Below are 7,359 nucleotides of genomic sequence, written 5' to 3'. Positions count from 1 at the left end.
GGGCGGCGGCGAGGAGGGCCGCCGCGTCCTTCGTCCAGGCATCCACGATCTCCGCTACGATACGAGTGCGGTAGGTGCCGTAACCCCTGAGTTCCATCCGCTGTCCGAAGCGGCGGGGCAGCTCCTTCAGATCCCGGGGCCCCCGCTCCACGGGAACGCCCAGGCGCTCCGCCAGAACCTCCGGATTCCCCCGGACGAGGCCGGGAAGCACGATCCTGTCGCATTCCTCCGGAGAGACGAGGCGGTCCGCGATCCACTCCACGGTCATGAGAGCAGCCACGGTGATGGGCATGACCTTGATCCGCCAGGGCACGTTCTCCATGCCGCGGAGAATCTCTTCCAGGGCCTCCGCGGCGAGGGTTCCCGTCACGAAAAGCGTGCGAGCCATCGGGCGAGTTCCTCCGGATCGGCCACGACAGTCACGTCCTCGAAGGAGGCGAGCCGGCGCGAATGCTCCAGGTCCACCGCCCGGGGCCGAATGCGTACCCGGTTGCCCGAGGGGGTGACGGACCACGTCTCCGGCACCGTGTCCGTGGGAAGGACCAGGGCGGGGACGCCGGATTTTCCCGCCTGGGCGAAGAGAGTGGAGACCAGGCTGTCCGAGAGGCCGAGGACGAACTTGGCCACGGAGTTGGAGGTCGCAGGGGCGACCACCAGAAGACGGTAGCGGCCCCCGGAGAACCGCCCCGAGAGGGGAACGGACGCCGTGGTATCCCGGAACACCGGTCGTTCCGCGAGGAGATCCCCGAGACGGTACATCCGCACCACCTCCTCCGCCGCCCGGGAGAGAAAGAAGTCCACATCGTCCCGGGATGTGGCGATCCGGAGCGCATCCTCAAGAAAATGTCCCGCCCCGGTGACGCACCAGGCGATGCGCCCTGCGCATGTTCCGTCCCTCACGACCATCCCTCCCGAAGCCACGCGTCGAGGGAGGTGTGCTTCGCCCTCGGACACCCTTCCTCGATCTCTCCGCGGATCTCCGCGAGCGTTCCCTGGTATTCCGCAAAGGCGTTGTGGCGATGGATGCTCTCCAGATTCTCCTGCCGGGCGAGCACGAAGGTGTTCCCGGGGAAATCCGCGTAGACGAGGAGCAGGTTCCGAAGCATTTCCCGCACCACGTCCTCCACAAAGCGAGGGTTACGGTGCGCCTTGTTGACCAGAAAGAACTCGTCGGGGCGCTTGAGGAGTTCGTAGACCTCGGAGCTCATGGAGACCTCCACGATGGACACGAGGTGTTCCGCACGAATGCCCTCGCCGCCTCCCATGAGAAGCGTGCCCCGTCCCCGTTGATTGTGGGAGGGGATAGGGAGCAGGTCCAGGATCTTCTCGACCTGCGTCTCCGAAAAGCCCTCGTCCAGGAGGAGCTGCCGTTCGTAGGAGCGGACCATCTCCTGGGCGCAGGGACAGACCGTGAGACCGTCCACCTCGACGCCCACGAGATGGCGTGTCCGCTCTCCGTCGCTCGCGGCGATGGAGAGAAAGGTAGCCATGTCCTCCACGCGCTTTCCCGAAATGGGGGTGATCCGGGCAAGGGGATAGCGCGCACGGATGCTGACCTGGGAGAAGCGGGCCTTCTGCGCCCGGGCGACGGCGAGGGCGAGGCGCTCCGCCAGGGATTCCACGTCGGGAAAGGCGCTCGCGGTGAGTTCTTCCACCAGTTCCTCCAGCGCGTCGGAGAAGCGGGACATGTGCACCCCCGCCTGTTCCGGGCCGAGGTCGGCGAAGAGGTCGAGCCAGGCGTGAAACAGAGCGGGATCCGACCGCTCCGAGCCTCCGAGGCGAATGACCCGCTCCAGGTTGGTCACCCCCACCCGGGAAAGTCCCACGGACACTTCGGGAGCGCATTGCTGCGGATCGCCGGAGAGGCGGAGCCGGAGGCTCCGCTCCACTTTGCGCACGCCTTGGGTTCCCACCGCCTCGGCCAGCTCCGCCGCGGAACGCCCCAGAAGGGGATGCGGAAATTCCGGGGCGATCTCCGCCAGAGGAATCAGCATGAACCCCCTTTCGGCGATGCGGGGATGGGGCACCACAAGATCCGTCTCGTCGATGCACCGCTTTCCGTAGAAAAGCAGGTCGATGTCGATGGGACGCGGCGCGTTTCGGAAAGGGCGCAGGCGGCCCATGCGCTTTTCGATGCGCAGCAGAAATTCCAGCAGTTCCCTGGGCTTCAGGTCCGTGGCCACCTCGCACACGGCGTTGAGAAAAGGCGGCGCTCCTTCGCACCCCACGGGATCCGTCTCGTAGAAGGAGGAAAGACGGCGCACGGTCGTCCTGGCTCCCAGATACTGCAAGGCCTGGAGGAGATTTCCCTGGCGGTCGCCGAGGTTCGCCCCGAGACTCAGAAAGATTCGTTCGTCCCCGTTCACGTTCACGTTTTCGAGCACGGCACCACCTCCCGGTGCGGAAATTCCCCCTCCTCCAGGGCATAGTTCTCGAAGGCCACGGAATAGGTCTCGGAGAACTGTTTCCGGAGTCGCGGCTCAAGACTCTCGTCGAAGGGCGGAACCACGCAGAGCCTCCGCCCCGAGACCTCTTTGACGATTTTGCCGTCCCGGATGACCACCTCGCCCCCCTTCACCAGATGCCGAACCCGGGAAAGAGCGCGGCGGCAGGAAGGATATTTCGCACAACGGCAGGGCGTTCCGTCGGTGAAGACCCGGTCGTAGAGCGCCACGTCGGCGTCGGCGCCCACGCCGAGATGTCCCTTGTTCCGCAGGCCGAGAATTCTCGCCGGAGCCGCCCGGGTGATCACGGCGATCTCCGAGAGGGAATACTCCCGGTCCAGGGAGGGGAGGAGCGCTCCAGAGCGGACCTTCGGCGGAAGGGTGGCGATGACCTCCTCCCGGTAGCTCCGGTCCATGAGGAGTCGCATGATCTGAGGATAGCAGAAAAAGGGGCCGCCGTTGGGATGGTCCGTGGTGAGAGCGAGCCGCCAGGGATCCCGGAGGAGGAGAAAGAGTTCCAGACCGGTGATCCACTGTTCCGCGGAAAGACGGCTCCTTTGGTCGTAGGTGAGAGGAAGAACGCCGCCGCCGCCTTCTCCCTCCACGTCGTCGTTGATCCACTTCGCCCCGGTGAGGCGGTGGAGAGCATACTCCAGCGGTCCGTCGGAGGTCATGGTCGTGGCCCCGCCGAAGACGATCTGCCCCACGTCGAGGGAGAGTGCTGTCGCCTCCAGGGCCGTCGCCACCCGGGAGGCAGCGGAGCGGAAGAGGGAGCTTCCCTCGCCGGCCTCCTCGTAGCTCAGAAACTGGAGATGGCAGAGGTGTCCTCCCAGTCCGTCGAGCGTTTTCACGGTGTCCACGGTGGTGCCCGCGCTCCGGGCCTGTCCGAGGTTGATGCCGTGCACGTGCAGTGGATGGGGGAGGCCGAGCTTCCGCACTGACTCGGCGAGGCCGGAGAGAATTTTCCGGGGCGTGACGCCGAAGGAGAGCACCTCCTCGTCCAGGGAGGAGACGTTGCGCCCCCATTTCCAATTCTCCACGCCCCCCGGATTGACGACCTTCGCCGCGTAGGCTCCGGTGGCGCGGAGGATCCAGGCCACGTAGTGACGGAGCAGCTCCTCCTCCCCCCGGGCGAGGCATTCGAGGACGAAGTGGTTGTTTCCGAGGGTGAGAAAGAGCCCCTTGTCCACCATGGGGAGATCCTCCAGCTCTTCCTGGGCGTGGCGGGCGAAGAGCGGCGCCGACGCGGCCTCCATCACGGTGGTGTAGCCCATCTCGGCGTAGAGATAGCCCGAGAGGAAGACGGAGGGAACGGTAAACCCCGATCCGGAGCGGAGAAGTCCCTCCCGGGGGCGCACGTGTTCCCGGGAGTCCTCGGGGCGGAGCTTCCGTCCCAGATTCTCCTTGCCTCCCGCCAAGAGGCTGTGCAGGTCCACGCCTCACGGCAGCACCACCATCCCCTCCGCGTCGAGCACCTCCGCCTCGGGCATCGGCGAAGACGGGGGCGCCACGATGCGTCCATCCCGGATCCACAGATCCCGGACCTCGCCATCGACGCCGTTCGCGGGATCGACGATGCGTCCGCCCCGTATGCGGATCATGGTGTCACCTCCTCGAGCAATCGCCCCAGAATCTCCTCGTCGGAGGGGCGCCGCGGCGGAAGAAAGGGGCGAAGCCGCAGGGGAACGCCGTCCATCCGGTAGGCGCTCCCGGGAGCGTCGATGCCCGCCTTTCCCGTGGGCAGCCAGACCGTGGCGCCCCGGGCGGTGAGGCTCTCCTCCGGATCAAGGACGACCGTCGGAATCGACGCAAGGCACGCCGCCGCCCTGCTCGGAAAATGCGCCGCCGGATCGGAGGCGAGAATGAGCGCCGCATCCGCATCTCCCCGGCGGAGCAGGTCCACGGCGGTGAACTCCCCCGGGCCGTACCGGGGATATCCCCTGGCGTAGCTCACGGCGAAGGGAAAGCCGCTCTGCCAGGTGAGGACCTGGTCGGCGCCGGTGACGTTGCCGTGCCCCCGCAGAGGGATCACCGAGAAACGAGTGTAGGCGTTCAGCTCCGCCACGAGGCGGAACAGTTCCGCCACGTTCACGTCTCTCCCCCGGGTCATGGTGAGCCCCATGCCCATGAAGGCGACCCCGTAGCGACAGCTTTTGAGCCGCGTCGCCACGTCCCGGAGCACCGCGAGAGACACGCCGCCCACGCAGGTCCCCTCTTGCTCCCGGAGAGGTTTTTCGCGGACAAGGGCACGAAGGGTCGTGAGCACCTCGAAATCGCACCCCGGATCGACCCGGAGAAAGAGATCCGCCCCCCGCGCCCCCGGCGTGAGGCGCACATCGACGAAGATCACCGTCCTTCCCTTGCGTCCCTCGGGGACGAAGCGCCCCTTCGCGGCGGTGGAGTAGCGGGCGAAGTGCCGTGGATGCGAGGCCGCGGGATTACACCCCCAGAAGAGGAGCAGATCCGCCCGGCTCCGCATCTCGCCGAGGGTGCAGGTGGGTTCTCCCACGGCCTGCATGGCAAGGCCCGTCGGGCCGTGGCAGACCGAGGAGGTGCTGTCCACGAAGGCTCCCAGGCGATCCGCCAGGGAGACCGCTTTCCGGATCGCCTCCGTTGAGGCCGAGGAGAGGCCGTACAGAAGAGGGCTTCGGGAGGCCTTCAGGATGCGCGCCGCCTCGGCGAGGGCCTCCTTCCAGGATGCTTCCTCACCCCGAATGCGGGGGAGGGAGGGTTCCGAGGCGTAGTCCAGAAAATGCGCCCTGCCGTTCGGGCAGGCCCGGCTCACCGAGGAAATGCGGCCGTCCTCGTGCTCCACGGTGATGTCGTCGCAGAGACAACCGCAGAACGTGCAGGTCACGTGTTCCGTCCGTTCCGTCACAGGGGCTCCACCTCCACGGGAATTCCCTTGAAGGAGGGCATGCCCGTTCCCTCCGTTGCATCACCCACGAGGGCATTCGCGAAAGGCCCCAAGGGAAGGAAGAGGAGTCCCGCGGGCAGCTCCGCGGAAAAGAGCCGCACCTCCGCCGTGCCGTGCTCCGTGCGGAGAAGGGCCGCTCCTCCCTCGGCGAGGGAAAGGGCCGCCAGGTTTTCCGGGGCGATCTCCCCCCGGCTGACCGCAGCGCGGTACTCCTCGGAGCACTTTCCCTTGTGCATCCCCGCCGCCTGCTCCAGGGTTCTTCCCGTCACGAGGACGAGCCGCAATCCCATCGCTCCGCCTCCCCTCTCTCCCAGTGAAAAACCCGGTCCCCGATCTCCCGGCGAACCCGGAGCGCCGCCGCCCGAAGCGCTTCGAGACACTCCTCCCGGGTTTTCCCCTGTCCGAAGACCGTACAGACGGGGTTGCCTGCGGATATCACCTCTCCATCGTGGGGAATGTCGGCGCGCCCCGACGCCCGCCATTCTCCGGTGGCGGAAACGGTCACCTTCCGCCTGGCAAAGACGATTCCCTTTCCGAAAAAACCGCTTTCCGGACGGAAGGATTCCTCGAAAAGTACGCCACGACAGGCCCGGACATGCTCTCCGAAGAGAGACCGCCCCAAAAGCGCCTCAAGCACCTCCAGCGAGGCGGAGGGGCGCGGATTGATCTCCACGGGAACAGGAAGGCGTTCTCCCTTCCTTCCGACGAGAACGAAATCCACGGTGTTGAGACCCCGAAGGGAAAACGCCTCGGTCAGGGCCTCCGCCATCCGTCGGAGAAGTACCTCCGCCCGTTTTTCCTCCTCCGTGTCCGGCGCAAAGGCGAGGGGCGCCACGTTGCCGCACCAGGCAAAGGGTTTTCCTCCGAACTCCTTCCTTCCGATCAGTTGTTCCGTACATCCCACCGGAACGGCGCGCTTCCCGTCCGCGAGAAAGGTGAAACTCCCCGACATGCCCGGAAGAAATTCCTGGAGCACGTTCCCCCGGGGCAAAACCTCACCCCTCCAGAAGTGAATTCCCGCGCCGGCGGCGCTTCGTCGGGGTTTTACGAGCCACCGCCCTCCGCTTCCCGCCCGTCCTTCCTCTCCGGGGAAGCGCATCTCCGGCGCCGGGAGGTCCGCCTTCCGCAGAACCTCCCCCAGCCGTTTCCAGTCGCGAACCGCCACAAGCACCTCCGGCGGATTTCCCAGAAGTTCCCGCCTCCGGCCGAGCCTGGCCACGAGGGCGGGGTGATTCTCCACCCCTCCCGCGTAGACGAGGGCATCCCCGGAGAGCCGCTCCGCCGCGGTGAGAAGCCCCGCCGGAGAAAAGGACTTTTTCAGATCTCTCAGGACGGAAACGCTCTCCACCCGATCCCGGAGATCCCTGTCGCCGAAGTAATCCGCCGCCCGGACCGAAAAGCCTCCGGAGAGAGCGGACTCCGCCAGAAAGCGGGCGCTGTAGGCCACCAGGAGAATGCTCACGCCGTCATGTGCTCCCTTGCCTCCGCAAAGATCTCCTCGGCGTCCCAAATGCGGTCTTCCGCCTCGAAGAGCCGTTTCAAGCATGCCTTGTGGACCCGCATCTTCAACTCCCCGATGCCGAGCGCGCCGAAGAGGATCTTTCCCTCCCGCTCCCGACCGTTCCATCCGGGCTTGATGCCCTCGATGCCCGCGGGAGGAACGGCGTTGCAGTCCGCCAACACCTTCAGCTCCGGAAGCGCCGTCCAGACCGACTCCGAAAGGAGCGTCACTCCTGCGGCGCCCGCGGCGAGCACTACCTCCACCCCTTCGAGGATGCGCCGCGTCTCCTCTGACGACGTAGCGGCCACGGGACGAACGGCGACGGCGAAGCGCTCCCGCAGGGACAGGGCTGCCGCTTCAGCCCTGGAAAAGGTTCGCGACGCCAGGAGTACCTGCGCTCCCTCCTTTGCCAGAAGCGCCGCGGCCCTACATCCCACCGGCCCCGTCCCCCCAAGAACCGCCACGTGCTTTCCTCCGATCCCCCCTGCGGCGGCGGC

The 7,359-nt window shown here is 66.5% G+C and carries 9 protein-coding genes; all 9 read right to left on the bottom strand.

Annotated elements, in window-relative coordinates:
* Positions 1–388, bottom strand: a 388-nt coding sequence (locus Q1K49_RS07335; RefSeq protein WP_300524552.1) for a DUF6513 domain-containing protein, incomplete at its 3' end; no start/stop codon positions are given.
* Positions 367–900 (bottom strand): flavoprotein, encoded by a 534-nt coding sequence (locus Q1K49_RS07330; RefSeq protein WP_300524550.1) that lies wholly within the window; start codon positions 898–900, stop codon positions 367–369. The genes Q1K49_RS07335 and Q1K49_RS07330, both read right to left, overlap by 22 nt.
* Positions 897–2,384 (bottom strand): GTP cyclohydrolase MptA, encoded by a 1,488-nt coding sequence (gene mptA, locus Q1K49_RS07325; protein ID WP_300524547.1) that lies wholly within the window; start codon positions 2,382–2,384, stop codon positions 897–899. Before mptA ends, Q1K49_RS07330 begins: the two co-directional genes overlap by 4 nt.
* A complete protein-coding gene (locus tag Q1K49_RS07320) occupies positions 2,369–3,880 on the bottom strand; it encodes a formylmethanofuran dehydrogenase subunit A (protein ID WP_300524544.1) in 1,512 nt (503 codons plus the stop codon). The genes mptA and Q1K49_RS07320 overlap by 16 nt, the downstream gene beginning before the upstream one ends.
* Before the next feature lie 3 nt (positions 3,881–3,883).
* Positions 3,884–4,045, bottom strand: a complete 162-nt coding sequence (locus Q1K49_RS07315) for a hypothetical protein (protein ID WP_300524542.1) — start codon at positions 4,043–4,045, stop codon at positions 3,884–3,886.
* Positions 4,042–5,322 carry a formylmethanofuran dehydrogenase subunit B gene (locus Q1K49_RS07310; protein WP_300524539.1) on the bottom strand — a complete coding sequence of 427 codons (1,281 nt, stop codon included), beginning with the start codon at positions 5,320–5,322 and terminating at the stop codon, positions 4,042–4,044. The genes Q1K49_RS07315 and Q1K49_RS07310 overlap by 4 nt, the downstream gene beginning before the upstream one ends.
* The gene (locus Q1K49_RS07305; RefSeq protein WP_300524536.1) at positions 5,319–5,651 is read right to left on the bottom strand and encodes a molybdopterin dinucleotide binding domain-containing protein; all 333 of its coding nucleotides are present in this window, start codon (positions 5,649–5,651) and stop codon (positions 5,319–5,321) included. The genes Q1K49_RS07310 and Q1K49_RS07305 overlap by 4 nt, the downstream gene beginning before the upstream one ends.
* Positions 5,627–6,823, bottom strand: a complete 1,197-nt coding sequence (locus Q1K49_RS07300) for an ATP-grasp domain-containing protein (protein WP_300524534.1) — start codon at positions 6,821–6,823, stop codon at positions 5,627–5,629. The genes Q1K49_RS07305 and Q1K49_RS07300 overlap by 25 nt, the downstream gene beginning before the upstream one ends.
* The coding region (locus tag Q1K49_RS07295; protein ID WP_366146052.1) for an NAD(P)-dependent oxidoreductase at positions 6,820–7,359 on the bottom strand (540 nt) is incomplete at its 5' end. The genes Q1K49_RS07300 and Q1K49_RS07295, both read right to left, overlap by 4 nt.

Origin of the sequence: Aminiphilus sp. (assembly GCF_029975095.1) — a bacterium.
GTDB lineage: Bacteria > Synergistota > Synergistia > Synergistales > Aminiphilaceae > Aminiphilus.
The sequence above is the reverse complement of the archived record's forward strand: the minus strand, read 5'-3'. Positions and strand labels throughout refer to the sequence as shown.